Source organism: Anaerovorax odorimutans DSM 5092 (genome assembly GCF_000426305.1).
Taxonomy (GTDB): Bacteria; Bacillota; Clostridia; order Peptostreptococcales; family Anaerovoracaceae; genus Anaerovorax; species Anaerovorax odorimutans.
The window spans coordinates 59355-77040 of record NZ_KE384519.1 but is presented as its reverse complement, the minus strand read 5'-3'; the positions used below and the strand labels follow the sequence as shown (position 1 = coordinate 77040).

The 17686-nt window shown below is 33.5% G+C and carries 13 protein-coding genes and 1 riboswitch; of the genes, 1 reads left to right on the top strand and 12 read right to left on the bottom strand.

All coding sequences use genetic code 11. The features are described from left to right. Positions 1-9 precede the first annotated feature (9 nt). The 6 genes from K292_RS0114370 to K292_RS0114340 all read right to left on the bottom strand — a co-directional run bounded on the left by K292_RS0114370 (position 10) and on the right by K292_RS0114340 (position 9353). A complete protein-coding gene (locus K292_RS0114370; RefSeq protein WP_027400419.1) occupies positions 10-717 on the bottom strand; it encodes a DUF5714 domain-containing protein in 708 nt (235 codons plus the stop codon). A 17-nt stretch (positions 718-734) separates the two neighbouring features. After that, on the bottom strand, positions 735-2171 hold the full coding sequence (gene trsS, locus K292_RS0114365; protein WP_027400418.1) for a radical SAM (seleno)protein TrsS: 1437 nt from the start codon (positions 2169-2171) through the stop codon (positions 735-737). A gap of 193 nt (positions 2172-2364) precedes the next feature. Next, positions 2365-2808 (bottom strand): hypothetical protein, encoded by a 444-nt coding sequence (locus K292_RS0114360; RefSeq protein WP_027400417.1) that lies wholly within the window; start codon positions 2806-2808, stop codon positions 2365-2367. 101 nt (positions 2809-2909) lie between these two features. Beyond that, a riboswitch (molybdenum cofactor riboswitch) is annotated at positions 2910-3034 on the bottom strand. Positions 3035-3125: 91 nt separating this feature from the next. Further along, entirely contained in the window at positions 3126-5462 is a 2337-nt protein-coding gene (locus tag K292_RS0114350) for a pyridine nucleotide-disulfide oxidoreductase/dicluster-binding protein (protein ID WP_027400416.1), read from the bottom strand. 77 nt (positions 5463-5539) lie between these two features. After that, positions 5540-8383 (bottom strand): molybdopterin-dependent oxidoreductase, encoded by a 2844-nt coding sequence (locus K292_RS0114345; protein WP_027400415.1) that lies wholly within the window; start codon positions 8381-8383, stop codon positions 5540-5542. 283 nt (positions 8384-8666) lie between these two features. Next, the gene (locus K292_RS0114340) at positions 8667-9353 is read right to left on the bottom strand and encodes a HesA/MoeB/ThiF family protein (protein WP_027400414.1); all 687 of its coding nucleotides are present in this window, start codon (positions 9351-9353) and stop codon (positions 8667-8669) included. A gap of 133 nt (positions 9354-9486) precedes the next feature. Here K292_RS0114340 and K292_RS0114335 point away from each other — a divergent pair, with 133 nt between their 5' ends. Further along, complete coding sequence (locus tag K292_RS0114335) at positions 9487-10335, top strand: TylF/MycF/NovP-related O-methyltransferase (protein ID WP_027400413.1); 849 nt, start codon at positions 9487-9489, stop codon at positions 10333-10335. An 11-nt stretch (positions 10336-10346) separates the two neighbouring features. On the opposite strand, the gene K292_RS0114330 is transcribed toward K292_RS0114335, so the two are convergent. From K292_RS0114330 to K292_RS0114305, 6 genes are all read right to left on the bottom strand, one after another. Then, a complete protein-coding gene (locus K292_RS0114330; RefSeq protein WP_027400412.1) occupies positions 10347-12278 on the bottom strand; it encodes a molybdopterin biosynthesis protein in 1932 nt (643 codons plus the stop codon). Positions 12279-12694: 416 nt separating this feature from the next. Continuing rightward, a complete protein-coding gene (locus K292_RS0114325; protein ID WP_027400411.1) occupies positions 12695-13717 on the bottom strand; it encodes a molybdopterin-binding protein in 1023 nt (340 codons plus the stop codon). A gap of 97 nt (positions 13718-13814) precedes the next feature. Continuing rightward, the gene (locus tag K292_RS0114320; RefSeq protein ID WP_027400410.1) at positions 13815-14186 is read right to left on the bottom strand and encodes a C-GCAxxG-C-C family protein; all 372 of its coding nucleotides are present in this window, start codon (positions 14184-14186) and stop codon (positions 13815-13817) included. Between the two features lie 59 nt (positions 14187-14245). After that, entirely contained in the window at positions 14246-15070 is an 825-nt protein-coding gene (trsM, locus tag K292_RS18095; RefSeq protein ID WP_051280813.1) for a DVU_1556 family methyltransferase, read from the bottom strand. A 72-nt stretch (positions 15071-15142) separates the two neighbouring features. Further along, a complete protein-coding gene (locus K292_RS0114310; protein WP_027400409.1) occupies positions 15143-15337 on the bottom strand; it encodes a DVU_1557 family redox protein in 195 nt (64 codons plus the stop codon). Next, entirely contained in the window at positions 15306-17594 is a 2289-nt protein-coding gene (locus K292_RS0114305; RefSeq protein ID WP_027400408.1) for a pyridine nucleotide-disulfide oxidoreductase/dicluster-binding protein, read from the bottom strand. The genes K292_RS0114310 and K292_RS0114305 overlap by 32 nt, the downstream gene beginning before the upstream one ends. Positions 17595-17686: the final 92 nt, after the last annotated feature.

The following is a 17686-nucleotide window of genomic DNA, read 5'->3' as shown; positions in this document are numbered from 1 at the left end:
TCTAATTAATTATTTTCTGTATTGGCAGGCTTTACCTTTACATTGATTATTATTAGGATAAAAAGTACATTTAATCGACTGTGTATCTCCTAAATTTATATCCCAGGTTTTACTTGCAAATTCCATTGTAATAAGAACTGATGAAAAACATTCACGTTTACAGCAGCGAGGTCCTTCATCTTTTGAAATTCGTTCTAAAATAATAGAAGTAAGCAAATTTACATTACCTCTTTCTTCCTTGGATAATGGGTTTACTTTAGCTATTATAGCTGCAAAAATACCTGCGCTAATAGCAGCACCACAACAACCCCAAAAAGCACAAACTCCTCCCGGTACAACTGAAGCTCTTACTTTTGCTTCTTTTAAAGCTTTATTTAAATTCCAAAATTTATCACCGTAACCATTATTATTATACGCAGTCAACAATGCTGCCGCAACTAAGTAATGATGCTCCGGTCCATGCATATGTACAAATTCTAATCTCATTAAATCTTGTACTATAATAGTAGCATCTTTCTCTTTAGTTTCTAAACAAAATTCTATTATCTTATCTAAGGCTGCATTGGAATGACATTTATCACAAACAAAATGCCCGTTTTCACAAATCGCATTAGATTTAAATTTATTTCCGCATATATGACAGACAACATCCTGTACCTCATCACTATAAATTATCTTATCACCACAAATTAAACATTCTGTATTTTTAGTTCCCATAAAATCTCCTTATCTAATTAAACATTACCCCTGTAGATACTGTTATATCCACAAAATGGAATAAGTCTTTCATCTTTGGTAAGCACCTGTACTCTGCAGCGTTTAACACGTTCAGCGTCTAAATTAGTTACGTCTTGAAAAGCCATACCAGATATGGTAAACATATTTCGTTTTAAATATGCCAATACATCATCAAAACTTTGAGCATCATCTAAGCAGCAGCAGACTTCTGATTGAGTTTCCCATCCAGGATATTCTTTATCATTATCTAAATCAGTTTCCCAACCACAACATGGATAAGGATCAGGCTCATTTTGCTGTGGCATGTCCCATTTATTCAACACATAATCTCTGTCTTTCTTTATAATTTCCAGAGGATCCATTGCATCACAGCATCCAATTCCGTCAATGGCCGCTTTCTCACCAATAAGGCTCTTTATATTCCCTTTATCTTCTTTTAAATAACTTCCGCAGAAACAACATAAACTATGTCCTGTGGAAATTGGATAAATATCACTATATTTAAATCTGCCGTCTGTCTGCTTCTCAATTTCATGCATAGTTTCAAACATTGTAACTCGATTTTCAAAATCACCATTATCTTCATCATCAGGATGTCTGCCAAAAAAGCTGACAGGCTGAAAGTGAATTCCCTTTACCACATCAACATTTTCAAGTAAAAATTCCAACATTTCGCCTATATTATCTAAATTTACATGTTTTACAACCATTGGTACTAAAGTAACTGGAAGGCCTGCCTTTCTGCAATTTTTTATTGCTTTCTTTTTAAGATTTAAAAGAGGTTCTCCCCTTAATTCCTTATAAATTTCATCTTTTGTTCCGTCAAATTGCAGAAAAATTACTGATGCTCCCGCTTCTTTTAATTTTTTTGCATACCCTTCTTCAAGAGCAATTCTTCTTCCATTTGTATTTATCTGAATATATTCAAAACCTTTATCCCTACCTATCTTTATAATCTCTAATAGATCATCTCTTACCGTTGGTTCACCTCCGGAAAGTTGTATGTTAAAAGGTCTTTCTTCTCCTAATTCCACAAGCTTATCATACCATCTTTCTATTTCTTCTAAAGATGGGTCTTTATCTGCATCTTCGTTTGCTTTAGCAAAACAGTAAGGACAGTTTTGATTACATCTTTCAGTTATATCAAGAAGAACACAACAGGCCGTTTGTAAATGTTTATCACAAACTCCACAGTGCAATGGACATTCTCCTTCTTTTCCCTTTGTAATAGCCTCTTTAGGGGGGATATTTATTACAGGATTGCTTGTCCACTTAAGATAATCTTGTACATTTTCGGCAACTAATGCTTTAGTTTTTCCATGTTCTTCACATTCTTTCTGAAAATATACTCTTTTATCTATTTCCACATAATATGCATCCACAGGTTTATGACAATAATTGCAGATGCTCTGTGTTTTGTTTAAGATTTTCATTTAAATAATACCCTTCCTTTCTGTTTTATTATCACTAACTAATATCTTGATTATACTTTCTGATTTATTTAATTCAAATTTATTATTTTAATTAAATTATATAGTAAAAGCTACACTTAGTGTAGCTTTTACTGTGCTTTTAAGGTTGCATTTATATGAAATAAATTTTATTTGATCTCTCTTATAATTAAAACTAGTCAGCTTTAATACTCTCAACATATCTAATTTCTTTATCAGCTGCTACCATTTCATCATATGTCATATAATTTCCATCTTGCTTTTTCATTGATTCTATCAGCTTTTCACAAACACTCCTCATAGCATTACTATAAACAACTTGATCTATTTCATCAGAAGTATCACTTTTCTTAAAAAATATATTATCATTTATAATTAATTTAATCTTATTAATAGGAATATCAAGGGGCTTTAATAATTCATGAGCTAATTTTAAAGAATAAAAGCTTAAATTTCTATCTTTATCCTTACAACTATTATGAACAGCTACACAATCATCTGGAAGAAGTTCCACCCATGCACCAAAAAAATCTGTAAAAGTCCCTCCTAAATTGCAATTTATATCGAATGAGATTTTTTCCATATTGTTTATTGCTTCACTATGTAAATCTTTAATCATTATTTATTCTCCCAGCATTTTTACTACATCACTAATTGTGCAAGTATCTCTAAAATAAAATAACCTATCCCAATATAAAAGGATAGGTCAAAAAATGCGCTATTCATTTAGTGCCTTCTCCTTTCCAAACGTGGGAGGCTTGAACGTTTCCATACAAACCCATTGTTTCTATTTCCATAGCTTATTATTATGCCACAGGAAATAGAAATCGGAGAAAATATTCAATTTTCTACAATTTTCTACATTTCGAATTTCATATTATCAGCAATTATTATATTTTGTCAACATAAATTAAAATTATATGAAAATTGAGAAAATTACAATGTGTCAATCTTCTTTCCGTTCCAAACATTCTCCAGTTCAATACTCATTCTATGAGAATATGAGTTTATAAGTTCAAATTCTATCTCAGAGATTTTCTTATATTCAACCCAATATGTCATATATCCTTCCTGATGATATCCAATATAAGTCTTATTATCAGTATTATATATTTTTCTTCCTGTATGTTCACAAAATTCAATTACATTCATTATATCTTCTTCTAAAATTCTATTATTACTTAATTTTTTTAATAGGATAGAAGAAATCTGCAATTTAAAATTATACTTCTTCTTTGATTCCTTCATCTCCTCATCCCAATGATTTTTTAATAAAGTTTTCTTTAAATTTATTCGATTATCTCTTCTCTCACTAACTGTTGGCAAATTTTTTATTATCCTGCCTTCACCAAATATAATGTCAAGTATATGAATAGCATCTTTTCCTGCATCTATAAAAACATCACGGCAATTTATACAATAAGTAATATATGTATTATCACTTTCTGAAATCCTTTTTTGTACTACAAACTCAGAGTATTTTGGATTAGCGATTGCCGGTTGTCCTCCATAACTGCAGCAACGGGGCAAAGCTTCATTTTCAGGTAGAGACTCTAATTTATATCCTGCGGTATCTGCCAGCTTTCTAACTGCCCCTTTCATTCCATCTTCATGTCTTGCCGCACATGCGTCAAATACGGAATATTTTTTATCTGTTAATTCTACCATATCTACTGAATTATTGCTATCTAACCCCCAATCCTCTATAATTTCATATAATGATATCACCGGTATATCTTTCATATATGTTTTAAATTTCTTTTCACAAGTGGGACATGCTAAAATTAAAGTTGGTTTTCCAAACTTTTCCCATAATCTACGAATTTCAAGTAATTCCCCTTTATATTTTTTTTCATCACCTGACCATTCAGCAGGCACACCGCAGCATCGCAATATAAGCCCTGTGTCTGACTTCTTACTTAATAAATATGAATAAGATTTTTCCACAAGCTGCGGATCACTAGCTCCTAATTGGCATCCCGGGAAAAAAGCATATGAACACTTCGCAATACCCTCTTTTTCATCTATCATGGCATTCTTTGGAGCTTTAGATAATGAGGCTACACCGCTATTGGAAAATTCCATATCCCTAAGCCAAAAGTCATGAAAAACCCATGCGGCTTTTTTTTGTGCATGCATACTTTTTCGTCCTTCTAAAATAAGTCCTCCTAAATCAATATTCTCAGGGCAAACTTCTTTGCAAAGACCGCACTGATTACAAGTACTGAGAAGTCTTTTTGCCGGTGTTGCTTTTACTTCTGCGGATCCCGGTAAAGTAGTGGCAATTATTTCATCTTTTATTCTAAGAGGCCATTTATTGTAAAAATCAGTTAAATCGCAATATATTCTGCAAGAATCACACTGACATTCAATACAGCGTTCTGCCTCTTGTTTTGCCTCTGCTTCATTAAAATTTATACCATTTTCTGCGATTACAGGTTCTTCATATTTTAGTTTAGCAGGGTTTAAATACATCTCTGTACTTTGTTCATTACTTGGATATAATAAATTTCCTGTCTTAAGAAAATTATCAATAACCGTCCCCATAAATAATCCACCTGCTAAAGCATAAATTGGTTTTTCTCCGATTAATTCTCCCCCTGCAAACCATCCTGTCTTTCCAAACTGCCGGCAATATTTATCACCATTTTCAGAATCAATATTAAGCAAGCCAAAACCTTCTCCGTTTTTACCTGTTGCTGCATAGACAGCATCAAAATTTCTATCTTCCAATTCTTTCGCTGATTTAATATATTTATTCAAATGCAGAGTATATTTTTCATGTTTAAATTGCTCATTTATATCTTTTAAAAAAATATCTGATGGCATTAAATCCCATAAGCTTCCGCCAACTCTGTCCTTAGACTCAAAAATCTCAACTTCATATTTTTTCATACAAAGACGAAGAGCACATGCAAGGCCGCTTATACCCGCTCCTATAACAGCAATTTTCTTTTTTTTCATAGGCAGATTATATACCGTGGCCGATTTATCTTTAGCAAATAAAATACTGGCTTTTTCAAGTTTCAAAAGGTCTATAGCACTATCAATATTTCTTTTTGGACATACTTGCCTGCAAGGTTCATGGCATAAAGTTGATGCAATAAGAGGAAAACCTACAGCATTTCTATATGTTTTATATGCAGCTTTAAAGTCTCCTCTTTTCATCTTCTCGATAAAATCCAAAATATCTATATGAAAAGGACATTCTGCGCTGCAAAAAGGGATTTCATTCTGCATACATCTTTTAAAATCTTTTATATACTGTTCCATATTAATTCACCAAATTTCATAACTATAAAATTTTCGGTCTGCTATGAATTTAGCAGACCGATTGACATTTAATTTATTTATACGGGATTATTCTTTATATATTCCATTTCTTCGTAGAAATCAGATCCTAGGAAATATTTTTCAGGTGGCATGGTTTTTTCTCCTTTTGCAACTTTCTCTAACCCTGCTTTAATTTTATCAGGAGTTGCGGGCAATTCATAGACTCTTACGCCGCAGGCATTATAAATAGCATTAATAACTGCCATATGACCTGCAGACTGGAATGCTTCTGATGCCCCTGAAGATCCAAACGGATTCTTTTCTCTTGGTGTTATCAAATGAATCAGGTTAAAATCATCTGGGATATCCTTGATAGAAGGAATCCCTGCACCAAATACATTATTGTGCTTCTTAACATCATCATAGTCTTCACTAAGAGCAAAGCCAATACAATGAGAAAGTCCTCCATATGCCTGACCATTTACAGATGCAATATTTCCTATTACACCTACATCATCTACACATGTATAACCTATTACTGTAGCTTTCCCTGTTTTGGTATCTACTTCTACTTCTGATAGAAACATAGCATAAGTATAATCAGGTGTAGGATTTCCAACACCAGTATTTGGATCAAGGTCGCATAAATCCGGGTCACTAGGATTGAGGTATTGTACTTCATATTTGGTTGGTATTCCCTCTGCTGTCATTTCAGCATATGTCCTATAAGTGCCATCCGGCTTTGTCATTGCCTCAATAAGCTGATCTGCTGCCATTTTTGATGTCTTTGCGTTCATATAGTGCTGACGAGATGATGCCGTTGCTCCGGAATCCGGACAATATTTACTGTCGTTCTGAATCAAAACTACATCGTCAATGCTTACACCAAGAGGTTTCAATGCTTCTAAAGTACATTGGAGAGATCCTACGTCTCCTCCCTGCCCCTGATCCTGCCATGTATCATATTTTACAAATTTGCCATCTTCTCTGAGCTCTATAGCTATAGTACACTGATCTGCTGTACCTTCTGTTACATTATATCCACCCCATACAATTCCCACTCCTCTTCTCTTCTCAGGAGTATCTTCTGCTTTAGCTCTTTCCACTGCTTTTTCATAGTACGGTCTCATGGTTTCCATTATTTTTTCCATTGGATAGTTTACAAACGGATAACTATTAACATTTAGGTCTCCCGGTCTTGCAATATTTCTCCATCTAATTTCAAATGGATCTATTCCTATTTTTTCTGCCATCATATCCATTATAGCTTCAGCTGCAGTATATGCCTGCGGTGAGCCATATCCTCTGTAAGCTGTTCCATAAGAATGGTTTGTACATGCTACTCTTGTCAGTCCCATTACATTTGGTATATTATACGGGAAAAACATAAACCTTGCCGGTCTCCATGTCAAGTCATCTCCCAGCTCATTATATGCTCCATGGTCAAGTCCGCAATCCCATTCCGCTGCTATAATTTTACCATCATCGTCACAAGCTAGCCGTGCATTTGTATAAGCCGGTGCTCTCTTTCCGGAAAATGCCATAAATTCTTCATATGTCATGGAAAATGCAACAGGCATATCATCACACGCAATACATGCAATAGCTGCAAGAGAATATGTAGCACCTGCAATTCCCCAACCAAAAGTTCCACCTGTGGGATTTTCAATAACTCTGACATTTTCCGCAGGGACACCTGTAGCTTCTGCTATATCACCTATATTTGCATAAATGGCCATTGCCTTACAATGAACTGTAAGCATACCATCATCACCCCAATAAGCCTGTACTGTATCTCCTTCAATAGGCATATGCGGTTCTCTTTGTGAATAAAAGCTTCCTTCTACTACATGAGAGGCTTCTTCAAACAATTTTGGCACATCATGTCCTGCACCTTTTATCGTCGGCTGCTCAGACCATACATTCGGGTGGTCATCATGAATACGCATAGCATCAGGCATTGCAGCTTCAAGATAATTTGTATATTCAGGGAGTTGTTCAAAATCAATTGTAACCTTTGCTGCGGCTACTCTTGCATGATCTTTCGTATCAGCTGCAACTAAGGCAACAATATCTCCATAGTTAAAAATCTTATCTTCGGCAAGAAGAATATGTGTCTGTTCAGTAGCCAATGTTCTTGGCGTAAATGAGAAGAAACATAATCTGTTTGATCCTTTTACATCCTTGTGAGTTATAATTTTATAAACTCCAGGCATCTGTTCTGCTTCTTCTGTATTTATCTTTAATATTTTCGCATGATGTGCAACTTTAGGCTGCACCATTACAACATGAAGCACATTCTCAGGCATTTTAAGTTCAATATCATCTCCGTAATCGCATACACCGCAGACCTTTGCAAGGGCAGCAGGACGTACCAAAGGCAATCCATAATATTCTTTATTTTCAGGAAGTTTAACTTTTATATCTTCTATATCACATTCACCACGCATAACCTTTGCAGCAGCCATAACAGCATCTACAATTTGTTTATATCCTGTACATCGGCATATATTTCTATGCTTTTGGAACCAATCACGCACATCTTCTCTTGTAGGATTTAAATTTTCCTTAAGCAAACCGTAAGCAGATACTATAAATCCAGGTGAACAAAAACCGCACTGTACAGCTCCGCAATTCATAAATGCTACTTGCAGCGGATGTAAGTGATTTGGCGTGCCAATACCTTCAATTGTAGTAATTTCACTATACTCTTGTACGCTCTTAATTTTCTTTGTACAAGAACGTATCACTTTACCGTTAAGTATTACAGAACATGATCCGCATACACCTCTATCACAGCCAACCTTAGTTCCTGTCAACCCTAAGCGTCTTATAACGGTAGCCAGAGTATCTTTCTCAGGATCACAAATAAACATTCGATCTGCACCATTAATGTTCAGTGTCATTTTTTTAAGTTTCATAAATAACCTCCATCATGAATACAACTTAAAATAATACAGCCTTTTCAACGTACGTGAAAAGCCTCTGATAATAACTTTATCAATCTAATTGAGGTTTTCTTTTCAAGCACGTGAGTTTATGCCTCTATGCATAAACCCATAATACTATTACCTTATGTAATAGAAAATTGGAAAAAATATTAATTTTCTGAATCTTATAATTATATTATCAGTATTCATTATGGTTTGTCAATAAAAATTATTATTATATCAGATTTATAACAATATTGCTACATTTTTTTAATTATATTGTGAAAATTTCATATTCATTGTTCAGTAAATCAATTGTCATTAATTTACCTTGTAAAACTTCTCCTTTTTTAAAAAGTAATTTTACGACTTCTGCCACTTGCAGTGACGCAACTAAAGAAGGGATAAAAGATGGGTTCCCCAACTCTGCTTCATCCCCTTTTTCATCATCACTTAAATAAATTTTCTCTAAGGTTTTATCTCCCGGCATAATTGTACATACTTGACCATACCAACCGGCAATAGCTCCGTGAACCATAGGAATATTTAGTTCTTCACAATACTTTTCTAAGATCTTTCTGGCAGGCATATTGTCTAAAGCATCTACCACAACATCATGTCCTTTTATAAGATTATTGCAATTTTCATCTGTCAAAAATTCGTCTACTGCTATTACTTTCACTTCTGAATTTACAGTTTTCATCCTTTCTCTAGCTGAATATGCTTTACTTTTTCCAATGGAATTTTCCGTTGATAAAAGCTGTCTGTTTAAATTTGTAACATCGAATACATCGCCATCAATTGCTGTAATACTTCCAATACCTAATCTCCCAAGCAGTTCAATAATATATCCTCCAAGTCCACCGCATCCTACTACACAAATTTTAAAATTTTTCAGCTGTAAATTTTCTTCCGGACTTAAAGTCATTAAATTTCTGTTATATCTATCTTTTAATTCCATTTCTCTATCTCCATTATTTTTTATATATTAAGGTTTATAACCTTTTTGTTCTTATAACTTTTACTTTAATCAATTTATATAATATGCTATGATTAATCATACCTATTTTAAATGAAAGGATAAGTTTTATTTTATGAAAAATACTATAATATTCGGATCAGGTCAAGCTGGGCAGATGTATTTTCGTTTGCTGAATCCTGCTAGTTATAAAATATTAGCATTTGCTGATAATAATCCATTATTACATACAAAAAAATTATACGATTTAGAAATATTATCCGCATCAGATGCCAAGGAAATGAATCCAGATTTATTTTTTATTGCTCTTAATAATTTAGATGCAAGCAAAAACATAAAACAACAACTTATTGATTTGGAAGTTGAGGAAGAAAAAATCCTTATTGCTGACTATAGAACTCATTTTGACATTCGTTTGGCAACAACCAAACTTATATCCGAAGAAATTATAAAACGTAAAATTTCCGGTGCAATTGCTGAATTAGGTGTATTCCAAGGAGCTTTTGCTTCTCAGCTAAATAGATTATTCCCTGATAGAAATTTGTACTTATATGATACTTTTGAAGGTTTTGACGAAAGAGATATTACTGCTGAAGCTTTAAATAATTTTTCTAAAGCCTCTATTTCAGACTTCTCTCAAACTGGAGTTGATTTAGTTTTATCAATTTTGCCTTTCCCTAATAAAGCAATTATACGAAAGGGTTATTTCCCTGAAACCGCAAAAGATTTAGATGAAAAATTCGCCTTAGTCAGTCTTGATCCCGATTTATATTTACCCACATATGAAGGTCTAAAATTTTTCTATCCTAGAATGTCACAGGGCGGTATGATTATTATACACGATTATAACAATACTAGATTTAATGGGGTCAAAGAAGCGGTTTCAACCTATTGTAATGAAAATAACCTTTTTATCGTTCCTTTATGTGACTTACATGGCACTGCTGTTCTTATGAAAAGTTAGAGACATTTATATTAAATTTCATAACCTCCCAGTTGTACAAGAATTTTTTTAAATTCTTCACTTCGTAAAACTTTTATAAAGCTTTTTATCATATATGTTTCCATATATTTTTTTGGTACTGCAAAATCATATTCTTCATTACCAATAGGAATAAAATCAAGATTCATAGCTTTTGCAGCGGAATAAACACCAACGCCAACATCTGCAGTACCACTTTCCACAGCTGCCGCAACTGCCATATGTGTTGTCATATCTCTATCATATCCATTTATTTCCTCACTTTGAAGATTTTTTTGCTTTAACAAATAATCAGTTAGAATACGAGTTCCAGATCCCTTTTGTCTGTTCACAAAAGAAACATCTTCTCTTATTAAGTCTTCAACATTTCTTATATTCTTAGGATTCCCTTTAGATACCATAAATCCTTGTACCCGCTTTACTCCTTTAACTAATTCTACGTCTGACCCTAGATATTTAGCAATATATGATGTATTATATTCTCCCGTTTTTTCATCTAAAAGATGTATTGGTGCTAAATGTGCTTCTCCCCGTTTTAAAGCTAATATACCACCCATGCTGCCAACATGAGCAGAAGAAAGATGTATTTGTCGTTCCATATCATCATCTTCTTGTATATTATCCTTTGATAAGATACTTCCTATATAGTCCATTATTAAATCATGACTTCCTATGGAAACTATTGTATTCTCAATTATACTCATATCGTTAATTAATTCCACAGAAACCTCTTCACCTGCTTCAAATCCTTCACTGTTTTTTGGAATAATCATAATTCCATCACCCTCTACAAGTGCCATTGTCACTCCTGCTCCCCGCTTTAACGGAGTAGCAATAAGTTTTTCTCCTACTTTACCTAACTTGACCCTTACATATTCTCTGTATTTTAATGAAGATACAACACGTTTTGAAATTGTAGCCGTTACTTTTGAGCTTCTTTCAGCCTTTGTTCTTTGAAGCCTTCTAATCACCGGTGTCACAACCTCTTCAAATACTAAAAAGGCTGATCCTGGATATCCTGGAACACCTATTACAGGTTTATCGTTTATAATACCTAAAATAGTAGGTTTACCCGGTTTTATTGCAATACCATGAAGAATAAGTTCCCCTAAGTCTTCAATAATTGCAGAAGTGAAATCCTTACTTCCTGCAGACGAGCCTGCATTTACAATGACCATATGATTTTTTTCAATTAAATTTAAAATTGCTGTCTTTAGATTTTCATAATCATCTTCTACCGGACTTATTCTCTCTGCAACACCACCTAAATCTTCTACTATTGCTTTAAAAGTCCAGGAATTTGTATCAAACAACATGCCTTTCTCTAAGTTTTCATAGGAATCAGTGATTTCATTCCCTGTGGGCATAATTCCAACGCGAATTTTTTCATATACCTCTACTTCTGTCTGTCCTCCACTTAATACAGCACCTATATCCATAGCCCTTATTTGATGATTTTCAGGTAAAATCATTTCCCCGGAAACAATATCTTCACCTATTGGTCTTATATGCTGCCAAGGAGATGACTGTACTCTGATTTTCAATTGATTAGATTGTCCGTCATTTCCTTTTTCATCTCCAACAGGAACTACATCTTCAATCATAATAACACTATTATAAGGTTCTAATATCAAATGCCCTGTATTTATATATTCGAAATCTTTGCCTCTTTTTAATACTATTGGATTGGCTTCATTTGCAGAATAAGTTCTTTCAGCAATTACCATAATACCATCCATAGCAGCAGCATTATGATTTGGTGAGGAGATTTTTGCAAAGACAGGTTTGCTTGTTATCCTTCCATTAGCCTCTCTAATATCTACTAATTCTGTTTTTATATTATCAATGCTTCTACTAATTTTTTTTAAATATATTTTTATGGCATCATCAATATCAGTATTTGATAGGTATATATTTCTTTCCATACAAAGACTCCTTATTTATTATTTTTTATTTTATTATACATTTAATCCTTTGAAAGGTCTAGGACTATGAAATATTGACTATTTATATACAACATACAAACTTTCTATTTTCGTTCATCCTTCACAATAATGACAAGTATTTAACATCTTATTATCATTATTTTCTATTATAATAAATTTAATCTATAAGATACAAAATATTAAATAATGATTTCTATAATTGAGACAGCTTTGCTGAGAGATGGAGATCATTGAATCATTCTTGGAAGCTTGTGTCATGTTATAATTTTTTAAGTGACAACACCTCCAACCCTTCCAACTTATACAGTTGAAAAAAGGAGTTCAATATATAAAAAAGAATAGAAGCGAAAATCAAAATTTCGACTTCTATTCTTTTTATTTTTTATATTCTATTTTTAATACGTCTTACCAAACTCACAATTTGGATAAGTACAAACTTCACAGCTTTGGCACAATCCTCCATGTGCTAATTTTTTAATATCTGTTCTTGTAGGTACTTCCCCTGCCAATATTCTTGGTACAATCAAATCAAATATGCTTATACCACTGTACATAACACATCCCGGAAGTCCAACAACCGGTATTTTACCTATATATGCAAGCATAAACATGGCTCCCGGAAGTACAGGGGCGCCATAAGTTATTATATGTCCTCCTGCAACTCTAATACCTGTAGGAGTTTTATCATCAGGATCTACAGACATGCCTCCTGTTACTCCAACCATATCCACACCTTCATCAATAAGCTGTTTAATACAGTCTGCAATCATATTTTCATCATCGTCAGCAAAAAGCTGCTTTACGACTACACTTCCTAATTCACTGAATTTTCTCTGTAAAACAGGACCAAATTCATCTTTTATTCTTCCGGAGTAAACTTCACTTCCCGTTGTAACAACTCCTATTTTTAATGATTTTAAAGGTAAAACCTCTATCATAGGGCCGCTTTCTAAAACATGTTCCGCACCCAATACAATATTTTCATTTACATATAGAGGAATTACTCTTGTACCTGCTACTTTCTTGCCTGCTTTTATAATTTGATTTTCGTGTATTGTAGCAAACATAATTTCATCTTGATCAATAAGCTGATTAAGCATAGCTGTATTTATTTTTAATAAACCATCATATTCAGCAATTAATTCTATTTTTCCTTCTCCAGGTGCAACAAGCTTTATTCCTTTACCTGCTGCTGCCGAAGCAATTCTCATTGCAGCCTCATCCTCATGTATGTCTGTTTCATTTTTATCAACTGCATAAATGTGCTGTTTACCCATACTGAGCAATACTTCTATATCTTCTTTTGCAATAACATGACCTTTTTTAAATCTGCTTCCTTTATATTTCCCGGGGATAATCTGTGTCAAGTCATGGGCTAATACCATACCTACTGCGTCATTGACATTTACTTCTCTCATATAGTTGTTCTCCTTAGATATAATTTTTTTAACTGTTATTTAATATAGCATCATATCCCGTATATTCAATATTAGCTTTAGAATAAATATTTATACTTTAATCCCATTCTAAAATCTCACAAACCTTTGTAAAAGTTGCTTCTATCATCATAGGACACTTTTGAGTTTTATTTAATTCATTTCCTTCTAATAGGACTTGGCAATCTGTAGCTTCAAAAGTATCTTCAAACCACTCATTTATATCTTGTACATAGTTTTGACTTGCATTATAAGGATCTGCTAAATATAGCAAACATACAGCTGCAGAAAGTACACCGCAAGTTTTTCCATTCCAAATGCCATTACAAAGTCCTGCCATAGCTGCAACTAAATCAGCATTTTCTTTATCTAACTTTCTTAGTCCCAGCTCCATAATAATTTGACTGCAACAGTAACCCTTCAGCTTTAGATCAAAAATATCTTCTTTCATTTCTTTGCTCCCTTCTGCTGACGAGACAAACAATTCATCTCAATCAAATAACCTTTTAATTATTTTATTGGTTTTTCCGCTGTTAGCATAAAATATCCGGTTTTATATTTATCTTTTGGATTAAGTCCTTCTTTACAAAAACAACTTTCTAAACTACCTTCGTTTAAAATTTTTTCTGCAACATAGTTGTCAAGTTCTATAGAACAATCTTTCCATTCAATATTGGTATATCCTATTTCTTTAAGTTGTGCTATAAAAGGCTCTTTAAGAAATCTTCCACTGCTTCTAAAATTAAATACTTTATTATTATGAGCATCTCCGAAATCAGCTGAAAGCAAATCATGATCGTGATCATCATGTTCTGCACATTCTTCTTCATGTTCTCCGCAGTCTTGACATTCTTCCCCTTTATTTTCAGAACCAAAAACATCTTCAATATTAGGTTTCTTATCTTGTTTGTCTGCTTCAAGCTGTAAAGCCTTTACAAATTTTTTGTCGGGATTTTTTATATATAAATCACTGAGAAAAAGTCTTCCACCCTTTTTAAGTACACAAAATGCTTCATGCAATGCCTCATCCGGCAGATTAATAAGGGACAGAGCACATTCCATCATAACTCCGTCGAATGAATAAGAAGAAAAAGCATCTAAAAATTCTCCATCTCCGTATTGTATATCTAAATTTGGATTTCTGTCACGTCCTTCTTTTATCATTTTCATCGAAAGATCGATTCCACTAGCCTTAAATTCATATTTTTTCTCAAGATATTCAACGGTTTCTCCTTCTCCGCAGCCTATATCTAATACCTTTGCTCCCTTTGGAAGATTCCATACTTCCATAGCTTGATCCGTTATTCTAAATTCTCCCGGTTTATAAATACTCATTCATTTTCTCCTCAAGTTTAAAATTATTGGATTTTATATTTTGCATTTTATAGTTATAGGTCAATAAAATATCTATTTTTCTTCTAATATGCCTTCAACTTCTTTCATTCTACCTTCAGCAAGATCTTCTGGTATATATACTTGTCCGCATTTAGGACATCGCTTTACCTTATGCCGAAAAGAACGATTTAAGTATTTGAACTGAACTTCTTTATCTTCCATACCAACATTACATTTATCGCAGATCAGCGTCTGTTTTTCTTCCATTCCAAATACCCTCCAATTCAATTTTCATTCTGTGAGTATAAACATTCACAATTTCATAGGCTTCACCCTTTATACGATATTCCAGCCAATAAGTAATGTAGCCTATTTCTCTATAACAGGTATACGTACCTTTTTCAGGTTTATAAGTTCGGCGTTTTGATTTTTCAGCAAATTCAAGTACTTCACATATGTCTTCTTCAAGGATCTTTAGTTCGTTCATTTTTTCTTTTATTTCAGGTCCTATAATAAGATCAAATTTACATTCTTCCGGCTTATCTGTCATTTTTTCACCCCAAATTTCTTTTAACAGTGTTTCTTTTAAATCTACTCTGTTCACTCTACGCTCTGTTACAGTAGGAAGGCCGCTATTATTCTCCATATTTATATCAAAGAGTAAATCTAAAATATGCAGAACAGGCTTTTCTTCTCCTAAAAATACATCTCTGCAATTGATACAATAAGCAATATATGGGTTTTCGTTTAACTCACTTCTCTGTTTGGCTACATATTCTGCAAATTCCGGATTAGCTATTGATCCATGACCTCCAAAACCGCAGCAACCGTGTTTATCACCTTTTGGAAATTCTTCTAATGATACACCAACATTCTCTGCCAGATTTCTTACGGCCGTTTGAACTGGTTTTACATCTCTGGCAGAACAAGGATCAAATACTGAATAAACTTGATCTAATTTAACTGAATCCCAATCAGATCCCCATTTGTCTAAAATTTCATATAATGAAATAGTTTTTATTTCCGGCAGAAATTCTGTTAAATGTTTCTGGCAATAAGGACATGCCATAATTAGAGTTGGTTTACCCAAAATTTCCCATTCTTTAACGAGGTTATCTAATTCATTTTTATGGAGTTCCTTATCTCCAGCCCATTGAACTGGAATACTGCAACAGCGAAGTAAAATACCTGTTTTAGGATTCTTGGACAGAAGCCATTTATAAGGCTCGCTTACATAACGAGGATCAGCAGCACCTAAATTACACCCAGGGAAAAAGGCATATTCACTTTCTTCCTGACCTGGTGCATTTTTCCTTAAGGCCGCAAATTTACTGTTAGAAAAATTCATATCATTTAACCAAAATTGATGATACGCTCCCGGCATTTTTCCCTGTTTATGAAGCATATATCGTGCTTCCTGTATCATTTCTGAAAGTTTAATTCCTCCGGGACATACATCATCGAAAAGAGTACTCTGTGTACATGAATTTATAAGCTTTTTCGCAGGACTTTTATGAAGCATGGATTCAGATGCTGTAACAGTAGCGAATATCTCATCTCTCATCTTTAATGGCCATTTATTTGTAAATGCAGATAAGTCAAAATATTTTTTGCAGAAATCACATTGACATCTAATACATCGATTAGCCTCTTTTACTACTTCTTCATCTGTAAAAATACCATTGTCTGTAGGTATTACAGGTTCTGTTTTCTTTAATTTGTCCGGATCTTCTACAATTTTACAAGGTTCCCATTTTTCAGGATATTCTAACTTCCCTGTTTTAAAATAAACCTCAAGGGACCATGACATGTTAAGTCCATCAGCCAGAGCATACATAGGATCTTTTCCTGCTAAACTGCCTCCTGCAAAAATAGCTATATTGTTTTTAATAACGCAATGTCCTTTTTCTTGATTTAGAGCTCCAAAATCGTGGCCATTTTTACCAGTAGCCACATAAACAGCATCAAAACCTTGATTACTTATTTCTTCTATACTTTTAATCTCTGCATTTAAATTCAGAGTATAATTTTCAAATTGAAATTGCCTGCGAATATCTTCTAAAAACACTTCTGAAGGTAATAAATCCCATAGCTGTCCACCTATTCTATCTGTTTTTTCAAAAATAGTTACCTCATATTTTTTTGAAGATAAACGTAGAGCACAAGCAAGGCCACTTATTCCAGCGCCTATAATTGCCACTTTTTTATTTTTTATTGGCAGGTTATAATCCGTAGGGTCTTTTTTTGTTGCTTTAGCTACACAAGTTTTTTCCAAAAGATTTATCTGCACAGACTTATCCATCTTTCCTCTTGGACATGCAGCTGCGCAATATTCTGGACACAGGGCTGATACAATATCTGGAAAAGCTACCGCATTTCTAAAAGTCTTATATGCAGAGTTATAGTTATTTCTGCTCATTTTTGCTTGAAAATCCAAAATATCCACATGGAAAGGGCATATATTTGTACAGAAAGGCTTTTCTCCTTGCAGGCAATTTTCAAATTGTTTTATATATTTTTCCATACGGAACTCCTATCCTTAATTTATAAAACTATACTAGTCTAATATATTATATCAAAAGATATTGAATATTCAAAATTATATTGTCACAAATA